This is a genomic window from Alcaligenes sp. 13f, from assembly GCF_020496585.1.
GTDB lineage: Bacteria > Pseudomonadota > Gammaproteobacteria > Burkholderiales > Burkholderiaceae_B > Alcaligenes > Alcaligenes phenolicus.
Window position 1 is genome coordinate 117,459 of the sequence record NZ_JAHKKC010000002.1, and the last position, 24,658, is coordinate 142,116.

Below are 24,658 nucleotides of genomic sequence, written 5' to 3' on the forward strand. Positions count from 1 at the left end.
ACGTAAGAAATACTGGGTCGGAAAAAGTCAGAACAACGCCGGGAAGCTTGCTTGAAAAATCATGGCTTCCAGTTGGCGAAATTCCGGAACAGTTGCAGGCCGTTGTCTGCGCTTTTCTCAGGATGGCATTGCAACGCAAAAATATTAGCGTTTGCTATCGCCGAGGTAAAGCGTTGGCCATAGTGCGTCGAACCACAAGTTTGATCTATATGCAGCGGATCGACAAAGTAGCTATGAACAAAGTAAAAGAACGCGCCATCCTCAATGCCAGCCCATAAGGGATGATCCTGAGTCTGGTGTACGCGGTTCCAGCCAATATGGGGCACTTTCAGCCCGGGGCCGGAGGCGTGGTCGCTGCTTTTGTAGTTCGGGCCCTCAAAACGGCGCACTTGGCCGGGAATCAGACCTAAACAGGGGACATTGCCTTCCTGACTGGAATCGAACAGCATTTGTTCGCCTACGCAGATGCCCAATAAGGGCTTGTTGCGGGCGGCTGTCAGCAAGGCATCGCGCAAACCGGATTGGTCCAGGTGGGCCATGCAATCGGGCATGGCACCCTGGCCGGGTAAGACAACCCGGTCCGCATCCAGAATGGCTTGAGGGGTTTGAGCAAGAACGATGCGCGCATCAGGTGCGGCGGCATGCAGTGCTCGGGCAACCGAGAAGATGTTGCCCGAACCGTAATCGACAATAGCGATAGTGGTCACGATGTGTGTCCGAAGGACGTTTACAGAACCCCTTTGGTCGAAGGCACCACGCCTTCGCTACGTGGGTCCAGCTCCAGAGCCATACGCAATGCTCGGCCAAAGGCTTTGAACACGGTTTCGCACTGGTGGTGTGCGTTTTCGCCGCGCAGGTTATCGATGTGCATAGAAACCAGGGCGTGATTGACAAAACCCTGGAAAAACTCGCGTGCCAAGTCTACATCGAACTGGCCGATTCGTGCGCGGGTAAAGGGCACAAAATAAAACAGGCCGGGGCGACCGGAGAAGTCCACCACTACGCGCGAGAGCGACTCGTCCAATGGTACATAGGCATGGCCGTAGCGGCGCAGACCGGCTTTGCTGCCTACGGCCTTGGCAAAAGCCTGGCCCAGCGCAATGCCGATATCCTCGACAGTGTGGTGATCATCGATGTGGGTGTCGCCCTCACAGTGCACGTCCAGGTCAATCAGACCATGGCGGGCGATCTGGTCCAGCATGTGGTCCAGAAAGGGCACGCCGCTGTTGAGCGAGTGACGGCCGGTGCCGTCCAGGTTAACGGCCACGCGGATGCGGGTTTCATTGGTATTGCGGGTAATCTCGGCGGTACGCATATCAGTGCCGGCGGCAAGGCCGGTATCAGGATTGGTTCAATCGGAATTGCGCGCTGGCAGCGTGGGCGTACAGGCCCTCGCCTTGTGCCAGCGTAGCGGCTATGGGTCCCAATGTTTGGGCGCCTGATTCTGAAACCTGAATAATGCTGCTGCGTTTCTGGAAATCGTAGACGCCCAAAGGTGACGAGAAACGCGCAGTGCGTGCCGTCGGCAGGACATGGTTAGGCCCGGCACAGTAATCGCCCAGCGATTCGGAGCTGTAGGGGCCCAGGAAAATGGCGCCAGCATGGCGGATTTTGCCCAACAAGTCCTGGGCGTTACGGGTAGAGACTTCCAGGTGTTCCGGCGCGATATGGTTGCTGATCTTACAGGCCTCGTCCAGATCGCGGACGTGGATCAGGGCACCGCGACCAGACAGGCTGCGACGGATGATGTCCGCGCGTGGCATGGTGGGGAGCAGACGTTCGATGGCCGCTTCAACCTGGTCCAGGAAGTCCGCATCGGGACACAGCAAGATGGCCTGGGCCAGCTCGTCGTGTTCAGCCTGGGAGAACAGGTCCATCGCCACCCAGTCAGCAGGAGCACTGCCGTCGCTGATGATCAGGATTTCGGAGGGGCCGGCAATCATGTCGATGCCAACGACGCCAAAGACGCGGCGTTTGGCAGCGGCGACATAGGCGTTGCCGGGGCCGACGATCTTGTCTACCGGCGGGATGGTGTCCGTACCGTAAGCCAAAGCGCCTACAGCCTGCGCGCCACCAATAGTGAACACGCGATCGACACCGCCCAGGGCGGCAGCCGCCAGCACGATGGGGTTGCGCACGCCATCGGGTGTAGGCGTGACCATGATCAGTTCTGGAACACCAGCCACTTTGGCAGGAATGGCGTTCATCAGAACCGAGGAGGGGTAAGCGGCCTTGCCACCGGGGACATACAGTCCCACACGGTCCAAGGGGGTAACTTGCTGCCCCAGCACGGTGCCATCGGCTTCCGTGTAGGTCCAGGTTTCAGTGCGCTGATGCTCGTGGTAACGACGCACACGCTCGGCGGCCTGTTCCAGTGCCTTGCGCTGATCGGCAGGCAGGCTGTCCAGAGCCGCAAACAGTTCTTCTTTGGAGATTTCCAGTGCCGAGGCCTGTTCAACAGCCAGTCGGTCAAAGCGCTGGGTGTAATCCAATAAGGCCGTGTCCCCCTCATGCTGGATACGATGCAGAATTTCGGCACAAGCGTGCTCGATAGACGCGTCTTCGGACGCTTCGTAAGCCAGTAGAGTGCGCAGTTCGGCATCGAACTGGGCGGATTGGGAGGTTAGGCGATGGATCAGTGACATGTCGCTATAGGAAAAAGCTAAGGTTCAAGGGCCAGTGTATAACATTTCGCTTAGGCAAAAGGCGGTCTGCGCCTTTTGCGCAAGCAGGATTGTCAGGCTGTTTATCCCCCGCCCGTGGCAGGGGAAGTTTTACTCGTCTACCGAAGCGCGAGAGAAAGCGTCGATCAGGGGTTGCAACTGGGCACCACGATTCTTCATGGCAGCCTGATTGACGATCAAGCGCGAGGAAATGGGGGTGATGTCTTCCACTTCCACCAGCTTGTTGGCACGCAAGGTGCCGCCGCTGGAGACCAGGTCCACAATGGCGTCGGCCAGGCCGACCAGCGGAGCCAGTTCCATGGAGCCATACAGCTTGATCAAGTCCACATATACGCCTTTGCTGGCGAAGTGTTCGCGGGCAGCGCGGGTGTATTTGGTGGCGATACGCAGGCGCGAACCTTGCTTGACGGCCGAATGGTAGTCAAAGCCTTCGGCCACGGCCACACACAGGCGGCAACGGGCAATGTTCAGGTCCACGGGCTGGTACAGACCGCCGGGGTGCTGTTCCATGTGCTCGTACAGCACATCCTTGCCGGCAATTCCGATATGGGCGGCACCGTATTGCACGTAGGTTGGCACGTCGGTGGCACGCACAATAATCAGACGCAGGTCCGGGTTATTGGTGGGCAGGATCAGTTTGCGCGACGTTTCGGGGCTTTCCAGCACCTTGATGCCTGCCTCTTCCAGCAATGGCAGGGTTTCGTCAAAAATCCGGCCTTTGGACAAGGCCAGCGTCAGAGGTTGATTTAAACCGGCGGGACTCATTGGGTTTCCTTGCTGCTGATTCGCTCGATGTTGGCGCCTACGGCTTGAAGCTTGGCTTCCATGCGGTCGTAGCCACGGTCCAGATGGTAGATGCGTTCGACGGTAGTGTCACCCCGAGCCGCCAGGCCTGCAATGACCAGGCTGGCCGACGCACGCAGGTCGGTTGCCATGACGGTGGCGCCAGTCAGGTAAGGAGCGCCGGTAACGACGGCCATATGGCCTTCGATATCGATCTGTGCACCCAGTCGGTTCAGTTCCTGTACGTGCATGTAGCGATTTTCAAAGATGGTTTCCACGACCGAGGCGGTGCCGTCGGCAATGGTGTTCAGTGCCATCAATTGAGCCTGCATGTCCGTGGGGAAGCCGGGGTATTCGCTGGTACGGAAGCTGACCGCCTTGGGGCGACCATTCATGCTGGCCTTGATCCAGTCCGAGCCGGTTTCAATCTGCAGTCCGGCTTCGCGCAGCTTGTCCAGCGTGGCGCCCATGGCGTTAGCATCGGTATTGCGCAAGGTCAGTTCGCCACCGGTAGCGGCAACGGCGCACAGGAACGTACCGGCTTCAATACGGTCGGGGCAGATGGTGTGTTTGGCACCGTGCAGGCGTTCGACACCGTCAATGACGATACGGTCGGTACCGTGGCCCTGGATTTTGGCACCCATTTTGATCAGCAGCTCGGCCAGATCAATAATTTCCGGTTCGCGGGCTGCGTTTTCCAGAATGGTTTGGCCTTCAGCCAGAACGGCGGCCATCATCAGGTTTTCGGTGCCGGTCACTGTCACCATATCCGTGCGCACCACGGCACCGCGCAAGCGTTTGGCGCGCGCATTCACAAAACCGTGCTCGACATGGATTTCTGCACCCATGGCCGCCAGACCCTTGATGTGTTGATCCACAGGGCGTTGGCCAATAGCACAACCACCGGGCAGGCTGACGCGGGCCTCGCCAAAGCGGGCCAGCAGGGGGCCCAGCACCAGAATGGAGGCGCGCATGGTTTTCACCAGTTCGTAGGGCGCTTCCAGATTGGTGATGTTGCCTGCATTCAGCTCCAGCGTGCCATTGCGCTCCTGGGTGACACCCAACTGTCCCAACAGCTTCAGGGTGGTGTCGATGTCACGCAGACGCGGGACATTGTCCAGGTACACCGTGTCGGCAGTCAGCAGACTGGCGCACAGAATGGGCAGGGCGGCGTTTTTGGCGCCAGAGACGGTGATCTCGCCATTCAGGCGTTGTCCGCCTGTGATGCGTAATTTATCCATTCGGATTGGCCTTGTATTCGTCGGGGGTAAGCGTGCGCATGGACAGGGCGTGGATTTCGGCTTTCATCCGGTCGCCCAGGGCTTTGTAAACCAGTTGGTGACGCGCAATCAGGCGTTTGCCTTCAAAGGCGGTGCTGACGATCAGGGCCTCAAAGTGCGAACCATCGCCTTGCACTTGCAAGTGTTCACAGGGCAGGTTGTCGGCAATGTATTGGTGAACTTGTTCGGGGGTCGGCAACATGAAATCAATTCCGTAATTTATAGCCTGAGGCAAGCAGGCGTAGCGAAATCAGACACAGCGCAACAAAGACGCTGGCGACAACGGTCAGGCTGAACCAGGGAGAAATATCCGAGGCGGCAAAAAAACCGTAGCGGAACCCGTCAATGGTATAGAGCAACGGGTTCCAGTGTGAAACAGTTTGCCAAAACGGCGGCAGGCTATGAATCGAATAGAACACGCCCGACAGGAACGTCGCAGGCATGATCAGAAAGTTCTGGAACGCGGCCAGTTGGTCAAACTTTTCAGACCACAGTCCGGCGATCAGACCCAAGGTGCCCATGATGCCGCAAGACATGACGGCAAACACCAATACCCATAAGGGCTTGGCTACAGGCAGGGACACGAAGAACAGCGACACCAGCCACACACAGAGGCCCACACAGACACCGCGGGCGATGGACGCCAGCAGATAGGCGGCGAAAATCTCGCGGTGCGAGAGCGGCGGCAGCAGGATAAAGACCAGATTGCCAGTGATGCGGCTTTGAATCAGTGATGAGGACGGGTTCGCAAAAGCGTTTTGCAACATGCTCATCATCATCAGGCCCGGAATCAGGAAGGCGGTGTAGGGCACGGAGTCGTATACCGTGACGCGGCCTTCCAGCACGTGGGCGAAAATCAGCAAATACATCAGCGCCGTCAGTACGGGCGCAGCAATGGTCTGAAAGCCCACTTTCCAGAAACGCATCAGCTCCTTGCGCAGCAGCGTAGGAAAGCCCGAGCCCATCTTGGGCTGAGGGGGCAGGCTCAGGGTGCCGATCTTGGCAGCGGGGGCGTCCGTGTTTTGAGGCACGCCCCAGTGTTTGGGAGAATTGTTCTGGTTCACAGTGCGACTCCCATTTTTCCTTCGTTGTGCATGATGCGCACAAATGCATCCTCCAGATCGTGGCCGCCTGCGCGCTCCATAATGGCTTGCGTGGTATCCAGGGCGACGATCTTGCCACTTTTAAGCATGGCCAGGCGACCACAGAGGGCCTGGGCTTCTTCCAGATAGTGGGTGGTCAGCAAGATGGTGTGGCCTTGTTGATTCAGGCGAATGATGAACTCCCACAGCGTGCGGCGCAGGTCCACGTCCACACCGGCAGTGGGTTCATCCAGAATAATGACAGGGGGGCGGTGCACCAGCGCCTGGGCAACCAGAACGCGGCGCTTCATGCCGCCGGACAAGGCGCGCATGTTCACATCGGCCTTGTCGCTCAGGGCCAGATTGGCCAGAATCTCGTCGATCCAGTCGTCATTGTTTTTCAGGCCAAAGTAGCCCGATTGCAGACGCAAGGTTTCACGGACGGTGAAAAAGGGATCGTAAACAATTTCCTGTGGCACCACGCCCAGCGATTGGCGGGCTTTTTGATACTGGGTGCGCACATCGTAACCACAGACACTGACCTGGCCGCTGGTGGGACGGGTCAGGCCGGCCAACATGGAAATCAGGGTTGTTTTGCCGGCGCCGTTAGGGCCGAGCAATCCGAAAAATTCACCATGTTCGATAGTCAGGCTGACCTGATCGACGGCCAGAAAACCGGCATCGGAACGGGGAGGGGAAAACAGGCTTTTGAGTCCCCGGCTTTGGGGAGCGAAGCGTTTACTGACGTTATCGAGTTTGAAGGCGGACATGGCAATTTGGGTTGGCCTGACGCGGGTGTGGCGGTGTAAGTCGTCGCTGTAGCGTCTTTGTTAACTAAACAGGCCTACGCATGGGCGTAGACCTGTTTGGGGGTGATCAGGCTCTTTATTATAGAGTACGACTCTGGTCTGCTTAAGAATGCCCGACCAAAGCGCCCGTGCTTGCCACGGCCTGTCTTAGCTGTTTTGCTTGTTCAGCGCCTGAATCAGGCCATCAATGCCACCCTGCTCAATTTGCTGGGCAAACTGGTTGCGGTAGTTTTGAATCAGCCAGATGCCTTCCACGTTCAAGTCGTAGATTTTCCAGCCTTCAGGTGTTTTTTCCAGACGGTAATCCACGCCAACCGGGCCACCGTTGGATTGAGTCAGCGAGGAGCGCACCACCACGTCGTCTGCATTGGCATCGCCACGGAACGGCAGGATGGTCAGCTGTGTCTTGTCATCCACGCGGGACAAGGCTCCGCTGTAGGTACGCACCAAGGTGCCCTTGAACGCTTCGACCAGCTTCTGACGCTGTTCGGGGCTGGCTTGACGCCAGTAGCGGCCAGCGGACAGACGTGTCGTCTTTTCCAGGTTCACGTAGGGCATGATGTTTTCGTTCACGGCAGCCAGAATGGCGGCGCGGTCACCCTTGCGGATGGCGTCGCTTTCCTTGACCACTTGCAATGCTTGATTACCGACCGATTCAACAAACTTGTTGGGCTCCCCTTTGGGATCTGCAACTTGTGCCTGGGCTGCGACGGCGTGCAAACACAGAGCCAGGGCCGCACAGACGGTCAGGATCCAGGAAATCAGGCGAGAGGGGGAGGACTGCAAAGCAGTCCCGCCCAAGGCGGGACGGGAAATCATAAAAAACTCCAGAAGAATGTTCTGCGGGCAGCGCGTTTTTATTCGTCTGCGTCCGAGTAGTCAGGCAGGTCCTGGCTGGTGTCGCCACCGGTGCGGCGGGCTTGCACCATCGCATGGCGTCGTTGCAGGTAAGCGTCGCGTATGAAGCTGTAGCGGTCAAGGGCGATGTCGTTAACAAGTTTTTCTGCATCCAGCACGCCAGCACGGGCATCCAAGGCCCACAAACCCAGGATGCTGTTGCGTACCGGTACATCCTTGATCGCCATGATCGGACCCGTGGAGGAGAAGCCTTCCAGGAAGCTGGTGCCACGTGCCACACCGTCGCGAACGGTGCTGGGGCCAAAGAAGGGCAGAACCACGTAAGGGCCAGACTTGACGCCCCATACGCCCAGCGTCACACCAAAGTCGTTGGGGATGCGCTTGGAGCCGTTCATGGTGGCAACGTCAATACAACCGCCCAAGCCCATGGTCGAGTTGAACAGGACGCGACCCAGGGTGTTGAAGAAGTCGACGTGTTCGCCTTGCAGGAAGCTGTTGACGGCCGACCAGGCATCGCCCAGGTTGTTGAAAATGTTACTAATACATGTGCGTGCAGGCTGCGGCGTCAGGGCGTTGTAGCCTTCTGCAATCGGTTTGATCAGCGCGCCGTCCACGGTTTCGTTAAAGGCGTAGATGCCACGGTTCATGCCTTCCCAGGGGTCCTGGGGGTTGGGGTTGGGCACACTGGCGCAACCGGCCACAAGCGCAGCACTGGCACCGATCAGGCTCAAACGGACTCCTCGAGGCAGGGAGTAAGAGCGGCGAGTTGTTGTATTCATGGTTGTGTCGTCTGTAATGAGCATGAACGGGCGGGTTTGCTTACTCCGATTTGGAGCCGCCGTCCTTGGAGGCCGTGTTGTAGAGGAACTTGCTGATCAGTTCTTCCAGCACAACCGCGCTTTGAGTATAGGTAATGGTGCTGCCACCTTGCAGGTCCTTGTCGTCGCCACCCGCAGTCAGGCCAATGTACTGTTCGCCCAGCAGGCCTGACGTCAGGATGGAGGCCGAGGTGTCGACAGGAAACTTGTAGTGCTCGTCCATATCCAGGGTGACCACGGCTTTGAAGTCCTGGTTGTCAAAACCAATGGAGCCAACCCGGCCAACGACCACACCGCTGGCTTTGATGGGAGCGCGTGGTTTCAGACCACCCAGATTATCGAACTTGGCCGATACCTGGTAGGTCTTGGCAAAGGAAAAAGAACTGAGGTTACCCGCACGCAGGGCCAGGAATGCCAGTGCGACCAGCCCCAGCAAAACAAACAGGCCAACCCAGAAATCGGTTTTCTCGCGATTCATAGCTGAGCAATTCCTAAATAGTTAACTGAACATAAGGGCGGTGAGCAGGAAGTCCGTGCCCAATACCGCCAAAGCGCCGCTGACGACCGTGCGTGTGGTCGCGCGAGAAACGCCTTCGGGCGTGGCCTTGGCATGCCAGCCCATATACAGCGCAATCAAGGTCACGATCAGGCCAAACACCAGGCTTTTGATCACTCCGTTGAGTACGTCATCAATCACATCGACACCGTTTTGCATTTGCGACCAGAAGGCGCCCGCATCAATGCCGATCATCTGCACACCGACGACATAGCCGCCCAGAATGCCGACCATGGAGAACACGGCGGCCAGAATGGGCATGGCAATAATGCCACCCCAAAAGCGCGGTACCAGCAGGCGGCGCAAGGGGTCTACCGCCATGACTTCCATGGCGGCAATCTGTTCACCGGCCTTCATCAAGCCGATTTCGGCGGTTAATGATGTCCCGGCTCGGCCTGCAAATAGCAGGGCGGTGACGACCGGCCCCAGTTCACGTACCAGAGACAGGGCGACCAGCAGGCCCAAGGCCTCTTCGGAACCATAGCGGTTCAGTGTGTAATAACCTTGCAAGCCCAGCACAAAACCCACGAACAGCCCGGAAACGGCAATGATCAGCAGCGAATAGTTGCCAATAAAGTGGATTTGCTGGGAAACCAGACGGGGGCGACGCCACAGCAGGGAAGACCGGGCCAGCAAGGCCACGAACAGGCGGCTGAAGGCACCCAGGCCGTAGATGCTATTGCGTATCGCAGCGCCTAGCGCGTTAATCGGGGCGGTGATGAAATTCATGAGCGCGTCGTCCGATTCTGGAGCCAGGCTTCAAAAGCCGGGGTGACGGGATAGTTAAAGGCGATAGGGCCGTCGGGTTCACCACGCAGGAACTGCTGCACGTAAGGATCCTTGGAGGCGCGCAGCTCGGTGGGCGTGCCCTGGGTCAGCAAACGTCCCTGGCCAACAATATAAACCTGGTCGGCAATCGCAAAGGATTCGGCCACATCGTGCGTAATCAATACTGAAGCGCAGTTCAGGCGGTCGGTCAGGTCGCGAATCAGCTGCGCGGTAATGCCCATGGAAATAGGGTCCAGGCCGGCAAAGGGTTCGTCGTACAGAATCAGCTCGGGCTCCAGCACAATGGCACGGGCCAGGGCAACTCGGCGAGCCATACCGCCGGAAATTTCATTGATGCCTAAATGGGCAGCCGCGCGCAGGCCAACGGCGTCCAGCTTGTCCAGTACACGGTCCTGAATGGCGGCTTCGGAGTCGTTTGTCAGCTCCCGCAGGGGAAACGCCACGTTTTCAAACACGTTCAGGTCAGTAAACAGGGCACCCTGCTGAAACAGCACACCCATGCGTTGACGCGTCTGGCGCAGAGCCTCGCCGTCCAGCTTGGCCAAGTCCTGGCCAAAAACCGTAACAGTCCCTTTCTGAGCACGAATTTGTCCGGTCGCAGCACGCAGAAGTGTTGTTTTTCCGGAACCTGACCCCCCCATCATGGCGACGACCTGACCTTTCTGAACGGTCATGGACACGTCCGCGAGCACGGTAAAGGCACCGTAGCCCAGCGAGGCGGAGTCCAGATTTAGTACGGCTCGGTCAGTATTTACAACCATGTCGCGGGCAAAAGGGGATAAAAGGACCTGCCATTGTACCGCTTGCAGCTCTGGCGTCTCAATGTCTTGTGCGCTATGGGGGCGGGATCGTGGCGCTTTTATGAGCCATTTTGTGGCTCTTGATACAGCCACTTACTTCAAACCGGCTTTGGTGGTGAAGTCGCCCTTTTTTGTGTCGAATTTGTTTTAGATAGCGGGTTGTATCAAGGCGAACAGCAATCCGCCGCCTGCCAGCAACCATAAAGGGTTGATGCGACTTAGCAGCAAAATGGCCGTACAGGCCAGAGCCGTGCCCCAGGCCCACAGTCCGCCTTGGGCCGCTTTCAGAATTGTGCCGCTGGCGGCCAGGATCATGCCGGCGGCAATGGGCAGCAGACCAATTTCAATGGCGCGGATGATGCGTGTGCCCTCATAGCGCTTCCAGATTGTTGCCAGGTAATAGATCAGCAGGGCAGAGGGCAGGAAAATGGCGACGGATGCGGCCAGGGCACCGGCCCAGCCAGCCGCCTTCCAGCCCACCAGGGTGACAAGCAAGGATTTCGGGCCGGGTGTCAGGCGCGACAGGGCGAACAGATCCAGAAATTCCTGATTGCTGAGCCAGCCATGGATTTCTACCGATTGCCGGTGAATCTCCGGGATGATGCTTTGCCCGCCCCCTATGGTCAGAAAAGACAGGGGCGCAAAGACGCGCATGAGCTGGAGCAAAACCGTGATCATGATTGCTCCACCGCTTTGTCTCCAAGTTGCAGCCAGGCATACCAGACGGACAGCGGTGCACAGATCAGAATAACGGGGATCAGGCTCCATTCCATGACGAAAATGCCGACAAAAACGGCCAACATGAGGGCAATGGGCACGATTCCGGTGGCGGCGCTTCGCGCCGAGCGTACGCCCATTTCAAGAGACAGGCCAATAGCGGCAGCGGCAATTCCGGCCATGACTTGGGGCACCAGGGTAGAGCCCGTCAGTTGTTCCAGACCAATCAGCATCAAAATGGCCAGCAGTAGCGGGGGAAGCACCATGCCCAGCGTGGCAACTAACGCCCCAGGCCCGGCCAGCAGACGATAACCAATCCATATAGAGAGGTTCACCACATTGATGCCGGGCAGTGCTTGGGACAGCGCCAGACCGCTAAGAAAATCTGCCTGGCTCATCAGGCGCCGCTGAACAACAAACTCACGCATTAACCAGCCACTCAAGCCCCCACCAAAGCTGGTCAGGCCAATGCGGGCAAAGATCAGAAATAGAGCGCTTAAGGATAAAGGGGCAGCTTCTTGAGACCGGGTCATAGAGCAATGAAGGCGGATAGGGCTCGTCAAAAGTGGAAGTTTGAACATTCTGGCATACAAATTAAGCCGTTTTTTCCCTCTTGTGCGCTCGGGTGGCGGCCTGATCCTTCTTGCTGGGGGTGCGGCGTGGCCTTTATTGGCAAGAAAACGGCTGTCGGGCAGCGGTCGTTCAAATTTTTTTCTACCCTCAAGCGCTGCTTATTTGTTTGAAATATTTAAAGATAAAAATTAATTAAAGTAGGTGCAAAAATTAAATAAAAAATGAATTGAAATAAATAAGAAAAGAATTAAAAAACTAGCTTGAAACCATGTGTGATGCCCGCTTGAGGGGCCGGGTGCTTCCGGCGGCTAATGAAGGGTGTAATGAGCTTTTTATGGGTTCAATCTATTGAAATAAAAGAGATTGAAACGATCGTTTGAATTTATGGTGGCTTGCTGGAGCGGCTGAGCAGCCCGATCCGGATCCAAACATGGACAGTTTCATGAAGATGGATTTGATCTATACCCATCTTTGATTGAAAATAAAAAAGACTTTATGGTCGTAAAAGCGGTTGTGCGTGTACGATTATTCGATTGCCTCGCATCGTAGAGCGTCCGTTTGGGACCTTATGCTGCGTGGGGTTTCAGTTTCCTGGAGACAAACCTATGACATCTAGTTCAGCCAGTGCAGTGACGGGCAGTGCCCGTACCTTGCGTCGGGTCGCCGTGTGCGGTGCCGGCGTCATGGGCGCGCAAATTGCCGCCCATTGCGTGAATGCAGGCATACCAGTAGTTCTGTTTGATCTGCCCGCCCGCGAGGGGCCCAAAAATGGCATCGCCCTGCGTGCCATTGCCAATCTGCGCAAAATGAATCCAGCTCCTTTGGGTACGCCAGACCTGGCCGACCTGATCGAGCCCGCCAACTACGACGACAACCTGGACCGTCTGGCCGATTGCGATCTGGTAATCGAAGCCATTGCCGAGCGTCTGGACTGGAAACAGGATCTGTACCGCAAGATCGGGCCAGCACTGAACCCTAATGCCATCATCGCCAGCAACACGTCCGGCCTGTCCATCACTTCCCTGGCAGATGTTTTGCCGGAAGCGCTGCGCCCACGTTTTTGCGGTGTGCACTTTTTTAATCCGCCACGCTACATGAGCCTGGTGGAGCTGATCCCCACGAAATACACCCAGCCAGAGCTGCTGGATGTTCTGGAAACCTTCCTGGTATCGCAACTGGGCAAGGGCGTGGTTCGCGCCAAAGATACCCCCAATTTCATCGGTAACCGCATTGGTGTTTTTGGCATTCTGTCCGTGTTCGAGCAGGCTCGTCGTTTCTCCCTGACTTACGAGCAGGTTGATGAATTGACGGGTACACGTCTGGGTCGAGCCAAATCGGGTACTTACCGTACCGCTGACGTGGTTGGCCTGGACACTCTGGCACACGTGATCCGCACCATGCAGGATCAGCTGCCCGATGACAGCTTCAAAGCACACTTTGGCCTGCCACCAGAAGTGCAGGGCCTGATTGATGCAGGTGCTTTGGGTCAAAAGACCGGTGCCGGTTTCTTCCGCAAGAAGGGCCGTGAAATCCAGCGTTTCGATGCTCAGCAGCGCGATTACGTGGCTGCTGACCAGAAAATCGATCCTGATGTCGCCGCCATTCTGGCTGTACGTGACCCGGCTGAGCGCCTGCGCCAGCTGCGCGAGTCCGACAAGCCTCAGGCTCAATTCGTGTGGGCCGTACTGCGCGACACCTTCCACTACAGTGCCATTCATCTGCAAGACATTGCCGACAACGCCCGTCAGCTGGATCTGGCCTTGAAATGGGGCTTTGGTCACAAGCAAGGCCCGTTCGAGATCTGGCAGGCTGCCGGATGGCGTCAGGTGGCCGAATGGATCAACCAGGATATTCAAGACGGCAAGACACTGAGCAGCCAGCCGCTGCCAGACTGGGCGACTCGTGGTCCTGTGTGGGAAGCGCAAGGCGTGCATACCGCTGCCGGTTCCTGGAATCCGTCGCAAAGCCGCTTTGAAGGCCGTAGCGATCTGCCTGTTTACCTGCGCCACATTGGCACACCTTTGCTGGTGGGCGAGGTCGAGTCTCTGGAAACCACCACGGTTTTCGAAGATGAGTCGGTACGCTGCTGGACGCTGCCCGCACCGCACCCACAAGACGTGCTGATCGTGTCCTTCAAGACCAAGATGCACACGCTGAGCCCTGGTGTGGTCAATGGCATGTTCAAGGCGATTGAGCTGGCTGAAGCCTCGTATCAGGCTCTGGTGGTGGCCCAGGATGGTGATCCATTCTCCGCAGGCGCTGACCTGAAAGCCATTTTGCCCGTGTTCGAGAAAGAAGGCGTGGCCGGTGTTGAGCCGGTAGAGCGCGCCATGCAGGACATGGTTCTGCGTATCCGTTACGCCCAGGTGCCTGTGGTGGCTGCGGTTGCCGGTCTGGCTCTGGGTGGTGGTTGCGAACTGGCTGTTCATTGCGCGCACCGCGTCGCTCACTTCGAGTCCTACATTGGTCTGGTTGAAGTGGGTGTGGGTCTGGTTCCAGGCGCAGGTGGTCTGGCTTACTCGGCTCGTCGCTCGGCTGAACTGCAAGCCATGGGTGCACCTGATGCCCCGTTGCTGGCCTACCTGAAGCGTTTTGCTCTGGCTATCGCCAGCGCACAAGTGTCGCGCTCCGCTCTGGATGCGCGTCAGCTTGGCTTCCTGAAAGAGTCCGACACCATCGTCATGAACCGTCAGGAACTGGTTTATGTGGCCGTTCGTCAGGCACAGGCTCTGGCCAGCGCCGGTTGGCGTGCTCCATTGCCACGTCGCTTCCCGGTTGCCGGTCGCGATGGCATTGCCACGTTGAAAGCTCAACTGGTGAACATGAAAGAAGGTGGTTTCATCTCGGAATATGACTTCCATATTGCCGAGAAGGTCGTAACCGTGATCTGCGGGGGCGATGTGGATCCAGGCTCGCTGGTGGATGAAGCCTGGATGATGGCGCAAGAGCGGCAGGCCTTCCTGGAGCTGCTCAATTCCCCCAAGACCCAGGAACGTATTACTGGGATGCTGACCACTGGCAAGCCAGTGCGTAACTAGAGCGGATCAAGGAGTAGACATGACTGTACAACAAGCTTATATCGTCGCTGCCAAGCGTACGCCCATTGGAAAAGCGCCTCGCGGTGTGTTTTCGTCCTACCGTCCTGACGAGCTCTTGGCAGAAGCCATTCGCGGCATGCTGGCCGATGTGCCCAAACTGGACCCTGCCGCCATTGAAGAAGTGGTGGCTGGTTGCGCCCTGCCTGAAGGCCCGCAAGGTTTTAACGTTGCGCGTATTTCTGCCTTGCTGGCAGGCCTGCCGCATACCGTGGCCGGGATGACCGTCAACCGCTTCTGCGCCTCGGGTTTGAGCGCCATTGCGATTGCTGCTGACCGTATCCGTACGGGCCAGGCAGACATTATCGTGGCTTCGGGTGTGGAATCCATGAGTCAGGTGCCGGTGATGGGCGTGAATACCACGTTCAGCCCCGAGATTTTCACTTCGGACGAGAACTACGGGATCGCTTACGGCATGGGTCTGACCGCTGAAGAAGTAGCGCGTCAGTGGAAAGTCTCCCGTGAAGATCAGGACGCGTTTGCCTTGGCCTCGCACCAGAAAGCCGTCAAGGCGTGGGAATCGGGCGAGTTCACGGGCGAAGTTCTGCCTGTGACGGTGACACGTCGTCAACCCAACCTGAGCACGCAGGAAATCTCCGTCAAAACTCAAGTGGTTGATCGTGACGAGGGTCCACGCCCTGATACCAGCCTGGAAGTGCTGGGCAAGCTGCGCCCCGTATTTGCGGCGCGTGGCTCGGTCACGGCCGGCAACAGTTCGCAGACTTCGGACGGGGCAGGTGCCTTGCTGGTTGTTTCCGAACGCGCCTTGCGCGAGCACAATCTGACTCCGCTGGCCCGTTTCGTGACTTTCTCGGTCCGTGGTGTGCCGCCAGCAATCATGGGTATCGGTCCTAAAGAAGCCGTGCCTCATGCGCTGGCCTTGGCTGGCCTGAAGCAAGACCAGATGGACTGGATCGAGCTGAACGAAGCCTTTGCTGCTCAATCTCTAGCCGTGATTCGTGATTTGGGCCTGGACCCCGAGCGCGTCAATCCGCTGGGTGGTGCTATTGCCATGGGTCACCCTCTGGGTGCGACTGGTGCCATGCGTGCCGCCACCGTGGTTCATGCCTTGCAGCGTCGTCAGCTGAAATACGGCATGCTCACCATGTGTATCGGTACAGGCATGGGAGCCGCCGGGATTTTCGAGCGGACATAATTTCCGATCTGCTGCTGTTTCTATCGTTGCTGGACAAAGCCGCCTTCGGGCGGCTTTTTTATTGGGGCGTCCCCCGCATCGGTGGGCAATAGCACAATACGTGTAAGCAAATTTGCTTAAAACCCGCTAAATGTCAAAAAAGTAAAGTTTTGTTGTTGTCATAGAGTAGACATGGGCTCGGGCCATAGTCCTTTTCATTGTGTTGAACAGCTCACACGGAGGATGTATGGGATTGCCCTCGCGCATGGTGTCCAGCCTGCACGTTCCCCCCATGTTCTGGCAGGGACGGGTCAAGGCTCGTCTGGAGTCGGGGCAGTTTGAAGTCGACTGCGGCGAGCGCTGCTGGATTGTGCCGCAGGCCGTCAGTTGCCTGGTGCAGCCGCAAGTGGGCGACAAGGTCTGGGTAGGCGGTGCCGATGGCGAGCAGGCCTATGTGTTCGCCGTGCTGGAGCGACCCGAGGGCGGGGCTTTGCATCTGATCGCCGAGCAGGGCTTGCATGTGCAGGCGGCCCAGGGTGGGGTACTTATCCAGTCCGAGGCGGACCTGACTTTGCAGGCAGGTGGACATTTGCGCCAGTCTGGCCGGGAGATGAGCCTGACCGCAGGCACGCTGCGGATTTTGTCGCGCGTGCAGGAAACCGTGGCGGATCGCCTGTCCCAAGTGTGCAATCACGTATTTCGTCTGACTGAAAAAGAGGAGCGTTGGCGTGGGGGCCGCATGGATGTGCAGGCCCAGCATCAAATGCGTTTGCATGCCCGCCATACCTTGATGACTGCGCGCGAGCTGGTCAAAGTCGACGCTGACCAAATCCATATGGGGTAAGCATGCTGACAGAACGCCTTGTACAAGTGCATAGCCCGTTGGGGCCGGAAGTCTTGCTATTTCAGGCTCTGCAAGGTCGGGAAGCCTTGTCCCAGCCTTTTGAATTGCAGGTGGATGTGGTCTGCAATACCCCCTTGCTGGATTTGCGCAGCTTGCTGGGCGAGTCCCTGAGCCTGGAAATCAAAACACCTTTTGCAGTGCCGCGCTTTCTGGATGGTCGTATCAGCGCATTTCGCCTGATGGGTAAAACCGGCCGCAGCGACCGCTTCTACACGTATCGGGCCACCTTGCGCCCTTGGCTCTGGTTCTTGAGCCAGAACATGGACAGCCGGATCTTTCAGGAAAAGACCGTGCCCGAGGTTTTGCAGGATGTGCTGGGCCGCTACCCCTTTGCCTGGGAGTCGCGCCTGACGCAGGACTATCCGCGTCAAACCTATTGCGTTCAGTATCAGGAAAGCGACTTTCAGTTTGTTAGCCGCTTGATGGAGCGCGAGGGGATTTACTACTGGTTTGAGCATCGTAATGGCGCCCATACCTTGGTGATGGCCGACGATGTGGGTCAACATGCGGCTGCGCCCTGGCTTTCTGAGCTGCCCTTTGTTTCCCCCGATCGGGTAGCGCATCCCGATGTTGAGCATATCCATGCCTGGCACCCGTATGAGCAAGTCACTCCGGGCCGCTACGCGACCGCTGACTACGACTATTGCAAGCCGGGAGCCAGCCTGGACGCCACGCGCAGCAACCCAGCTGAGCACGCCTTGGGTGATCTGGAAGTCTACGAATGGGCGGGTGGCTACACCGAGCCTCAACATGGTGAACATTACTCCCGCTTGCGGCTGGAAGCCTTGCAGGCAGTACGTAGCCAGGCTCAAGCCCAGACTAATGCGCGTGGTGTCGCGCCGGGTTATTTGCTGTCCGTACGCAATCATCCGCGCCCCGAGGACAACCGCGACTATCTGGTGACGCAGGTCGATTACGACTTTCTGGATGTAGGCCATACCGGCGAGAGCGGCATGGCCAGCCACTACTTCATCGATTTTCTGGTGATCCCGTCCAGCCAGCCGTATCGCCCGTTGCGACGTACACCTATTCCGCGTACCTACGGCCCGCAAACCGCCAAGGTGGTGGGCAAGAGCGGCGAGCAACTGTGGACCGATCAATATGGTCGCATCAAGGTTCAGTTTTTGTGGGATCGCTACGGGCAGGCCAATGAAAACAGCTCCTGCTGGCTGCGAGTCTCCAGCCCGTGGGCAGGTGGCGGCTTTGGTGGCATTCAGCTGCCCCGAGTGGGCGACGAAGTGATTGTGGATTTTCTGGGGGGTGACCCGGACCGGCCCATTGCCGTCGGTCGCGTGTATAACGCCAGTAATATGCCGCCCTGGAACCTTCCGGACAATGCCACACAAAGCGGCTTTCTAAGCCGTTCCAAAGACGGTGATCCCAGCAACGCCAACGCCTTCATGTTCGAGGACAGAGCCGGGCAGGAGCGTATCTGGCTGCATGCCGAGCGCAATCTGGATACGGAAGTCGAGGGTGATGAAACCCATACCGTCGACGGTAACCGGACTACTGTGGTCACAGGCCACGATACCTTGAGCGTCATGGCAACCCGCACGACAACGGTGCAGGATCTGGAAACCGAGACATTTAATAGCGGCGTCGTACGTACGGTCATCGGGGATCTGGTTGAAACCATAGAAGGCGAGCAGACCCGAACTCATACCGGTGATGTGACGCGTACCGTGACGGGCAATGTCACCGACACCTTGACCGGCGATTTGACCCGAACCATCACCGGCGAGGTCACTCATACGGTCACGGGCGATGTCACGGATTCCATCACCGGCACTCGCAACTCCACCCAAACCGGCGATTACACCCGCACGATTACCGGCGCGGTGGATTACACCGTGACTGGCGATGTCAAAGAAACCATTACAGGTGATGTGGACCTGACCACCACCGGCAATGTCACCGACACCCTGACCGGCAATCTGACCAAAAGCATTTCCGGTCCTGTGGACATTACCGCCGCAGCGGGCGTGAACATCACCACGCCTAGCTGGAAGGTGAATGTCACAGGTATTGAAAAATGGTGGATTCCGCATACCGAAAAAGTGACGGGGTTCCGCCTGAACGGCACGATTTCCTCGCTGGATGCCTGGGGTATTCGGGCGCAGGGCTATCTGGTCAATTTCCAGGCTGCCGTCATGAAGATGGACCACTCGGCCTTCAAGGACGAGAAAGCCTACGCCGCGATCAAGACCAGTGCGGTGTATCTGGGCAAGCAGGCGGTGCGCGTCGGCAGTTCGGCTCTGCGTTTGGCCAAGTCCGGCTTGCACATCTTTTTTTAAGGACGTCCGCGACGATGCTGGGACAGATTATATGGATGGCTTTCAGCGCTTTGATGGGAGCCATCATGATTTCGATTGGTATTGCTCTGGAGTGGCGGGATTGGCTGCCTTATCTGGTCATCTTGCCCATGTTGATCGCAGTGGGTGGTTTTGTGGCTGGGTATAGGGGTTTTACGCGCTATTGGCGTGCTCGTCCTGAAGAGCTCTTGTATCAGCGTCTGCATCGTGCCGAAGTCGTCCCCCAACAGGCAATGATCGTCTCTCAGGACGAGCTGCTGCCAGAAGTCTTCAAATCTGCTTATCCGCTAGTGCGCCTGGGCCTGGACGTGGATGGTCAGAAAACCCATGTGGATGTGCTGGTGCAGCCCGAACTGAACAAGCGATTCAAACCGGGTAATTGGGTCAGCGTACTGTGCGATCCGGCCAATGATCAGCTGTGTGCTCTGAACCGTGAACAGGTGACCTTGCAGCTGAAACCCGCCGCCAACTCCTATGGGGATTGATTGATGGTGGCGCTGGCTTCGCAGTTGATCGGGGATGACGCACACGCGGGTCCGGAGCAGTCAGGCAGTGCTCCTGCTCCAAGTCAGTCCTGCTCGTGCTCTCCCAAAGGACAAGTCCCATGCGCATCGTAAAGCCCTTGCGCTTGGGTGTTTTGGCACGCCCCTGGAGCTGGCGCGGACAACACGCGCTAAGCGTGTCGGTACAGGCCTGGTGCTCCATGGATGCCCCGCATGTCTTGAGCACCGATGCACGTATGTGGCAAAGCGTATCCGGCCTGATGCAGGACGACGATGTGCTGGATCTGGCCTTGCCCAAACCTTGTGCAGAGTTTCTGGTCTCTGGCCATGCCTGCGCTCCTGGTGGTGAGCCGGTATCCCAACTGGCAGTACAGGCACGTGTCGGCCCGATAGAAAAGCAGCTGGCTGTATTTGGGCAACGTCAGTGGCGGCAAGGCAGACCGGGGGAGGCAGAGCCTTTTACCCGCGTGCCTTTGGATGGCAGCCGTAGCTGGGGCGGGCCGCAGTATCCCGATAATCCCGCCGGCATGGGAATGGAAGCAGCCAGTCCGGGCGAACCGCTTTGCTTGCCGCAGGTAGAGCCTTGGGAAGGGCGTTTGCACCGTTCTGGCCAGCAGGGCCGTCCAGCGGGTTTGGGGCCGGTATCGCCTTTGCGACCACGTCGCTTTCGTTTGGCGGGCCGTTATGACCCCGCCTGGCAGCAAGGCGATCCAGGCATGATGCTGGACAGCCTGGACCCACATTTTTTCAATGCTGCTGAACCGGACCAGTGGTGGCGTGAGCAAGGTCATTGGCCCGCAGACAGTTCTTGGGAACTACACCATCTGCACGCTCAGCGACCCCGGTGGAGTGGCAGCTTGCCGCAGTGGGAGGTGATCTGCTGGTATCAGGATCGTCGTCTACCTGGTCTGCAAAAGCTGGACCTGCGGCACACCACCGTTTGGTTCTTCCCTGATTTAGGCCACATGCTCTTGCTGTACCAAGGGAGCGTGCCGGTTCAGGACGCGCAGGCGCAAGATGTGAACTTATTAATGCCTGCCCTGGAGCCCTTGGGGCAAGCGCGTGGCCAGGACCATTACGAGCAAGTGCTGCGCTTGCGTAGTGAAGGCGATCAAGCCGGATTATTTGCCTTGCGCGACCAGGATTTGCTACCCGCTGACTGCTGCGCACCTTTGGATGATTTTCAGACTAGCGCAGACGACCCCTTGTCCCTGACCATGCGGATGCGCCTGGAGCGCTGGGCGCAGGACGCGGCACAGGAGCACCCGGCTTGGCAGAACGAGCTGTTTTCCTTGGCGCAGGCTGGGCCTCCCAAACCTATGGATGTGGACCGAACGGATTGGGTGCAGGAAGTGCGCCAAGCCAATCGCCAGCAATGGGATGCGCGTCAGCAGATGGAAGAGGGCATGGCGAAAGTGCAGGACTTGCAGCGTGAATCTCCATTTCAGGATCAGGCCGGCACTCGTGTGACGGCTCGTGATACACAGCGCATGTTGTGCGAGCTGGATGCCACAGCCAGCGATCAAGCCCCTGTGTCCGGCTTGCTATCCAAACCCATGGAGCAGGCCAGACGTGCGATGCAAGCTTATGCCCCTGCACCGCCTGTTGCCTCTGATCTGCGTCAGCAGCGTTTGCGCAGGCGAGTGGAGTTGATTCTGGCCGGAACTCGCAATCTGTCTGGCCTGGACTTGAGCGGTTTGCATTTGCAGGACTTCGATTTCTCCGGGGTGCGCTGTGTTGGCACCTGCTTTAACGATGCGGTTCTACGGCAAGGCACGTTTGCAGGAGCTGATTGCTCGGGAGCCACATTTGTGCGGGCGCGATTGGAGCAGGTTCAATTCAATCAATCCCAATTGGATGATGTGGATTTCAGTGCGGCAGTACTGCAATCCGTACAGTTTCGTCAGGTGCAGGCGGCCCGATGGCAGCCGCGCGAGTCCAGTTGGCAGGATGTCTTGTTCCAGCAGTCGAACCTTCAGGAGCAGGAGTGGCTGGATGTGGACTTGCTGCGCTGCACCTTCGAGACCTCGCAATTAAATAGCGTGCAATATTTGATGCGCTCGCGCTTGTCCGAATTGTCTTATCTGGATTGCCAGTTGCAGCAATGCGCTTGGCTGGACTGTGATCTGCGGGACCTGTCCTTGAGGGGCTCCAGCCTGGAGGACACGTCCTGGCTGCTGGGTCTGTTGGACGGTGTGCTCGATTGCCGTGACAGCCGCTGGCGTCAAAGCGTGGTGTCCGGCGTGGACATGCCGGGGTCAGACTGGCGCGGTGCCCGCTTGGAAGAAAGCAATTTGCGTGGGCTGGACTTGTCGCAATCCTGTTTTGAACAGGCCCAACTGATTCGCTGTGATTTATCCGGTGCCAATCTCCAGGGGTCGCAATGGACGCAGGCCCGCCTAAGTGACTGCATTCTGATCGAGACTGACTTTAGCCAAGCCATCATGAACAAGGTGGATATGAGCAATAGCCTGGCCGGGGGCGCGAATGTTCAAGGCACGATGTTGGATACCGTGAACTTCTTTCGCGCTGATTTGATGGGTTTGCAAACGGATGCGCGTACCCGCAGCCGCAATCTGTATTTACGCACGGCACGTCGCGACCCGGCCGGGGGACAAGCCTGATGGACGCCCATGCTTTGCGTTTGCGTATTCGGCAAGGCGAGCCTTTGCTGGGGCTGGATTTCAGAGATCTGTACTTGCCACCGGGCGATTATTCAGGAGCGGTGTTCATCGCTTGCCGCCTGCCGCGTGTGCAAGCCTTGGGTGTCAATCTGGCGGGTAGCCGCTTTCATCAATGTGACTTGAGCGGAGCAGTACTGGACGCCAGTGTGCTGGATGGCTGTGTCTTCATGGAGTGCGTGCTTGCCGACCTGTCTTGCAAGCATGTCCAGGCCAGTGAGGTGATGTGGCAGGACTGTGATTTACAGGGCGCTATCTGGCAAGGCGGAGCCTGGAGCGACACTCACTGGGCGCAATGCATCTTGCAATCGGGCAACTTCGACCAAGCTCTTTTGCAGCGCTGCACTTGGACTGGCTGCGGCGCAGGGGGCTTGTCCTTGCAGTCGACCCGTCTGGAAGATGTGGTGGTCACCGAACTGGATTGGCGGGGCAGCACTCTGGCCGGTAGTCGCTGGCACAGGGTGACGGCCAAAACCTGCAATTTCCAGGGCATGGACCTGTCGTGGCTGGATTTCAGCGGCAGTGTCTTGATGGAGTCCGACTTTACTCAAGCGGATCTAAGCCACGCTCGTCTTTGCGGCACCAATTTCAAGTCTGCCATCTTGAATCAGGCCGTGCTGAACAAGGTCCAAGCCAAGCAGGCTTTATTTGTTCAGGCACAGGCTCAAGGACTGCAGATTCGGGAGGCGGATCTGACACAAAGTCTGTGGGCTCAAGCCCACGCTCCCGAGGCAGATTTTCGTGGCTCTTTTTTGCAGCAGGCCTACTTCGCGCAGGCAGTGTTGGAGCAGGCCCGTTTCGAGCATAGCCAACTGCGCTATGCGGATTTCTCGTATGCAGATTGCCGTCGTGCTCGCTGGGATGGCGCACATTTTGAGCGCACCCAGTTTCATCGTTGCTTGCTGGACAAGGCCGGGCAAGAACAGGCCGCAGGCTGCCTGCCCAATGACCCGGCCTTGCACGAGTCTGAGAGCTGGACCGCGCGTCACATGAATCTTGAATAAGGAGCCCTGATGTTTGCCAATTGCCAACGGGGCGGCATGGATATTGCCTTCCCCGACATCTGCAAGACACCACCGGCTCTGTTGCCGATTCCTTACCCGAATTTTGCGACGGGCCTGATGGGTATTCCCAATGCCTGGAACATCCTGTTGCAGGGTGGGCCTGCCCATAACTTGCTCACAACGATACCCTTGAGTAATGGTGACAATCCGGGTGTGGCTTTGGGCTTGATCTCGCAAACCGTGATGTCGCGTTCGCGCTCCATTACCTGTGTGCCTAATGTGCTGTGGAAGGGAATCCCGGCGACCCGTCTGACTAGCTTGAGCATGCAGAACACGGTGAATACGGTGGGCATGCGGGTAGTGCCCAGCCAGTTCAAAGTGCTGTTGCTAGGTGGCGGTGGTGCCGGGGGCGGCGCCGGTAAAGGCGGCAAGGGTGTGTCGGGCAGTGGGCCGGATGCGGCACGCGAAGCCAAGCGGGCACAGCTGAAACGCAACCGGCGTCGGGGTGCGCAGCGAGAGCGCGAGGTCGAGGCCGAGCTGAAGCAGGAAGGCCACGAGGTCATGGGCACGCAGGTGTCTGCAAAAACCCCATTGACCCGCCGTGTGATCGATATACTGATCAAGGACAAGAACACGGGCAAAATCCGGGCGGTCGAAGTCAAGAGCGGGGGAGCGCGCCGCTCCGCAACCCAGAAGGCCAAGGACAAGGCAATGGAGAGCAAGGGCGCAGAGTTGATTGGCAAGAATGCACCCAAGCAGCCACTTCCCAAGAACATACGCATACCTACGGAGGTACGACATTGAAAACGCACACTGATCCCGTTAAATATGACGCTGTGGACTGGCATGTGGGCGGGGACTACCCCTCTGATCTGGGCCCGCAAGGTGGTCGCACGCACATCGGCATGTATCTGGCCTGGCTGGTGGAAAAAGGCCTGCTGGCCAATGCTTTTATGGACCGCTACCCCAACGAGGTGCGCCAGTGCCGTGATCACATGATCAAAGGCTCGCAACTGCTGCAAGAGTGTTGCGACGATGTGCTGGTCAGCGAAGACATGTCCGAGCAGGGCAAAGCCTTTAGCGACTTTTACTACGACGAGCTGTATCTGGATGATTACGTGGATACGCTGGACGACGAGGTTTTGCCATCCATCTATCACGTGCCTGACGATTGGGACAGCTACGAAACCTTGCGGCCGGTTCTGGAGCAACGCTACCAGCACTGGCGACAGGAGCAGGGGTTGGACGACTAGCTTCTCGCCAGTTTTTTTCCTT

At 57.8% G+C, this 24,658-nt stretch carries 24 protein-coding genes; 9 read left to right on the top strand and 15 right to left on the bottom strand.

Going from position 1 to position 24,658, the window contains the following annotated elements; genetic code table 11:
* Positions 1 to 59: 59 nt before the first annotated feature.
* The 15 genes from hisH to KOE80_RS02125 form a co-directional block, all read right to left on the bottom strand.
* Positions 60 to 707 (bottom strand): imidazole glycerol phosphate synthase subunit HisH, encoded by a 648-nt coding sequence (gene hisH / locus KOE80_RS02055; protein ID WP_009455481.1) that lies wholly within the window; start codon positions 705 to 707, stop codon positions 60 to 62.
* Between the two features lie 20 nt (positions 708 to 727).
* Entirely contained in the window at positions 728 to 1,315 is a 588-nt protein-coding gene (gene hisB, locus KOE80_RS02060; protein WP_009455482.1) for an imidazoleglycerol-phosphate dehydratase HisB, read from the bottom strand.
* A 25-nt stretch (positions 1,316 to 1,340) separates the two neighbouring features.
* Positions 1,341 to 2,645 (bottom strand): histidinol dehydrogenase, encoded by a 1,305-nt coding sequence (gene hisD, locus KOE80_RS02065; RefSeq protein ID WP_035269855.1) that lies wholly within the window; start codon positions 2,643 to 2,645, stop codon positions 1,341 to 1,343.
* 129 nt (positions 2,646 to 2,774) lie between these two features.
* Positions 2,775 to 3,449, bottom strand: a complete 675-nt coding sequence (gene hisG, locus KOE80_RS02070; RefSeq protein ID WP_009455485.1) for an ATP phosphoribosyltransferase — start codon at positions 3,447 to 3,449, stop codon at positions 2,775 to 2,777.
* Complete coding sequence (gene murA, locus KOE80_RS02075) at positions 3,446 to 4,708, bottom strand: UDP-N-acetylglucosamine 1-carboxyvinyltransferase (protein WP_115634542.1); 1,263 nt, start codon at positions 4,706 to 4,708, stop codon at positions 3,446 to 3,448. Before murA ends, hisG begins: the two co-directional genes overlap by 4 nt.
* Positions 4,701 to 4,949, bottom strand: a complete 249-nt coding sequence (locus KOE80_RS02080) for a BolA family protein (RefSeq protein ID WP_009455487.1) — start codon at positions 4,947 to 4,949, stop codon at positions 4,701 to 4,703. Before KOE80_RS02080 ends, murA begins: the two co-directional genes overlap by 8 nt.
* 4 nt (positions 4,950 to 4,953) lie before the next feature.
* Positions 4,954 to 5,712: an ABC transporter permease gene (locus KOE80_RS02085; protein WP_042486095.1), complete on the bottom strand. Its 759-nt coding sequence runs from the start codon at positions 5,710 to 5,712 to the stop codon at positions 4,954 to 4,956.
* Positions 5,713 to 5,807: 95 nt separating this feature from the next.
* Positions 5,808 to 6,599 carry an ABC transporter ATP-binding protein gene (locus KOE80_RS02090; RefSeq protein WP_009455490.1) on the bottom strand — a complete coding sequence of 264 codons (792 nt, stop codon included), beginning with the start codon at positions 6,597 to 6,599 and terminating at the stop codon, positions 5,808 to 5,810.
* A gap of 186 nt (positions 6,600 to 6,785) precedes the next feature.
* On the bottom strand, positions 6,786 to 7,457 hold the full coding sequence (locus KOE80_RS02095; RefSeq protein ID WP_035269860.1) for a phospholipid-binding protein MlaC: 672 nt from the start codon (positions 7,455 to 7,457) through the stop codon (positions 6,786 to 6,788).
* Between the two features lie 38 nt (positions 7,458 to 7,495).
* The gene (locus tag KOE80_RS02100; protein WP_051359147.1) at positions 7,496 to 8,275 is read right to left on the bottom strand and encodes a VacJ family lipoprotein; all 780 of its coding nucleotides are present in this window, start codon (positions 8,273 to 8,275) and stop codon (positions 7,496 to 7,498) included.
* 40 nt (positions 8,276 to 8,315) lie between these two features.
* The gene (mlaD, locus tag KOE80_RS02105; protein ID WP_009455494.1) at positions 8,316 to 8,792 is read right to left on the bottom strand and encodes an outer membrane lipid asymmetry maintenance protein MlaD; all 477 of its coding nucleotides are present in this window, start codon (positions 8,790 to 8,792) and stop codon (positions 8,316 to 8,318) included.
* 21 nt (positions 8,793 to 8,813) lie between these two features.
* Positions 8,814 to 9,599 (bottom strand): lipid asymmetry maintenance ABC transporter permease subunit MlaE, encoded by a 786-nt coding sequence (mlaE, locus tag KOE80_RS02110; RefSeq protein WP_226348228.1) that lies wholly within the window; start codon positions 9,597 to 9,599, stop codon positions 8,814 to 8,816.
* A complete protein-coding gene (locus tag KOE80_RS02115) occupies positions 9,596 to 10,420 on the bottom strand; it encodes an ABC transporter ATP-binding protein (RefSeq protein ID WP_009455504.1) in 825 nt (274 codons plus the stop codon). The genes mlaE and KOE80_RS02115 overlap by 4 nt, the downstream gene beginning before the upstream one ends.
* A gap of 186 nt (positions 10,421 to 10,606) precedes the next feature.
* Positions 10,607 to 11,137: a chromate transporter gene (locus KOE80_RS02120; protein ID WP_021447240.1), complete on the bottom strand. Its 531-nt coding sequence runs from the start codon at positions 11,135 to 11,137 to the stop codon at positions 10,607 to 10,609.
* Complete coding sequence (locus KOE80_RS02125) at positions 11,134 to 11,709, bottom strand: chromate transporter (protein ID WP_060185452.1); 576 nt, start codon at positions 11,707 to 11,709, stop codon at positions 11,134 to 11,136. Before KOE80_RS02125 ends, KOE80_RS02120 begins: the two co-directional genes overlap by 4 nt.
* Before the next feature lie 723 nt (positions 11,710 to 12,432).
* Here KOE80_RS02125 and KOE80_RS02130 point away from each other — a divergent pair.
* The 9 genes from KOE80_RS02130 (at position 12,433) to KOE80_RS02170 (ending at position 24,636) form a co-directional block, all read left to right on the top strand.
* A complete protein-coding gene (locus tag KOE80_RS02130; RefSeq protein ID WP_232467074.1) occupies positions 12,433 to 14,787 on the top strand; it encodes a 3-hydroxyacyl-CoA dehydrogenase/enoyl-CoA hydratase family protein in 2,355 nt (784 codons plus the stop codon).
* Positions 14,788 to 14,806: 19 nt separating this feature from the next.
* Complete coding sequence (locus KOE80_RS02135; protein ID WP_009455514.1) at positions 14,807 to 16,000, top strand: acetyl-CoA C-acyltransferase; 1,194 nt, start codon at positions 14,807 to 14,809, stop codon at positions 15,998 to 16,000.
* A gap of 226 nt (positions 16,001 to 16,226) precedes the next feature.
* Complete coding sequence (locus KOE80_RS02140; RefSeq protein ID WP_226348229.1) at positions 16,227 to 16,823, top strand: DUF3540 domain-containing protein; 597 nt, start codon at positions 16,227 to 16,229, stop codon at positions 16,821 to 16,823.
* 2 nt (positions 16,824 to 16,825) lie between these two features.
* Positions 16,826 to 19,177 (top strand): type VI secretion system Vgr family protein, encoded by a 2,352-nt coding sequence (locus KOE80_RS02145; RefSeq protein WP_226348230.1) that lies wholly within the window; start codon positions 16,826 to 16,828, stop codon positions 19,175 to 19,177.
* A 35-nt stretch (positions 19,178 to 19,212) separates the two neighbouring features.
* Positions 19,213 to 19,680, top strand: a complete 468-nt coding sequence (locus KOE80_RS02150; protein ID WP_226348231.1) for a hypothetical protein — start codon at positions 19,213 to 19,215, stop codon at positions 19,678 to 19,680.
* Between the two features lie 119 nt (positions 19,681 to 19,799).
* Positions 19,800 to 22,322 (top strand): DUF2169 domain-containing protein, encoded by a 2,523-nt coding sequence (locus KOE80_RS02155; RefSeq protein ID WP_226348232.1) that lies wholly within the window; start codon positions 19,800 to 19,802, stop codon positions 22,320 to 22,322.
* Positions 22,322 to 23,383: a pentapeptide repeat-containing protein gene (locus KOE80_RS02160; protein WP_226348233.1), complete on the top strand. Its 1,062-nt coding sequence runs from the start codon at positions 22,322 to 22,324 to the stop codon at positions 23,381 to 23,383. The genes KOE80_RS02155 and KOE80_RS02160 overlap by 1 nt, the downstream gene beginning before the upstream one ends.
* A gap of 9 nt (positions 23,384 to 23,392) precedes the next feature.
* Positions 23,393 to 24,187, top strand: coding sequence for a DUF4150 domain-containing protein (locus tag KOE80_RS02165; protein WP_226348234.1), 795 nt, complete (start codon positions 23,393 to 23,395; stop codon positions 24,185 to 24,187).
* Positions 24,184 to 24,636: a hypothetical protein gene (locus KOE80_RS02170; protein WP_009455524.1), complete on the top strand. Its 453-nt coding sequence runs from the start codon at positions 24,184 to 24,186 to the stop codon at positions 24,634 to 24,636. The genes KOE80_RS02165 and KOE80_RS02170 overlap by 4 nt, the downstream gene beginning before the upstream one ends.
* Positions 24,637 to 24,658 lie beyond the last annotated feature (22 nt).